Annotated in this window: 1 protein-coding gene; it reads left to right on the forward strand. The window is 57.5% G+C overall.

Annotation, left to right across the window (positions count from 1 at the left end; translation table 11 throughout):
* A partial coding sequence (locus C167_RS0100095; protein WP_017516263.1) for an isochorismatase family protein occupies nt 1-316 on the forward strand: 316 nt, incomplete at its 5' end.
* Between the last annotated feature and the right edge of the window lie 897 nt (nt 317-1,213).

Genomic DNA, 1,213 nt, shown 5'->3' on the forward strand with positions numbered 1-1,213 from the left:
CAAGAAGCAACTGATCATCGCCGGCGTGGTAACCGAGGTGTGCGTGGCCTTCCCGGCGCTGGCGGCCCTGGCCGAAGGGTTCGATGTGTTCGTGGTGGCGGATGCCTCCGGCACCTTCAACGAGATGACCCGCGACGCCGCCTGGCGCCGCATGGAAGCGGCCGGTGCGCAACTCATGACCTGGTTCGGCGTGGCCTGTGAACTGCACCGCGACTGGCGCAACGACATCGAAGGCCTGGCCGCGCTGTGCTCCAACCACATCCCGGATTACCGCAACCTGATCACCAGCTACAACGCGCTAACCGCTGGCAAATAACCACTAGAGCGTAGACCGGGGCCTTTGAGGCCTCGGTCTGTATTTGATGTGTGGACACGTAATGGCCTAGAGTGACTCTATGACCTGAGCTCCTCGGACTACCGCCGACTCGCGACCGGTTTCCCCGCCCCTTGGCGCTCTCGCCTACCACTGCCGACCGGCTGCTATAGGTCAGTAATTGCCCATAAAGAAACTCACAGCCATTCAACTGAAACCGTTACGTTTGTTTTTGGCGTAATAGGTTGTAGTGCACTAAGTCAGGCCCGGTCTCATTCGGGCAGCCCAAGCCATTTCCGAGGTACCCTGAAACGTACGGGAGGAAAGGTGAAATATCGAATCGCGAGTTGGCTTGGTTATACCACGGTTGAGGCGCTCGCCAGCTTTTGCGGCGAATAGGTGAAAGGGGCGACGGTAATCGATACCCGATGTTCCGCTGAGTCCTGACGTAGGCTTCGGCCTTCGCCGCCCACTCCTCAGCTTCCTGCTGACTGTCGCATGACCAGAAATATGGCCCAAGGAAGACCTTCCACGTGGGCTGGGCTCCAGCCACGCATTCAATTCGAATGTCCATGGCTATCAGTTGCTACCAGAGCAGTAAATGCCGCATGACGGAGACGGTCCCCAAGGTGGCTATGAGTCGTGCGAATTAAAAACTAGCTCGTATTTTCGACTAAGCAATCAATAAAAAAGCCGCCCGATGGGCGGCTTCGTCGTTGGGAAGCCTTCGCGGGGATTCCGTACGACGCATGGAAACTATCACGTCGATCCTAGGAAGCGGAGAAAGGGGTGTGATAAGGCTGCTGCAGACATTCCCTGTGGCTACTCGATACTCCTAACCACGGCCGCAACCGGCCAGAAGCAGCCTCTGTCCGAACCAACAAAATTCTCTGGCCGAGG

This window comes from Pseudomonas nitroreducens TX1, assembly GCF_000313755.1.
Lineage (GTDB): Bacteria > Pseudomonadota > Gammaproteobacteria > Pseudomonadales > Pseudomonadaceae > Pseudomonas > Pseudomonas nitroreducens_A.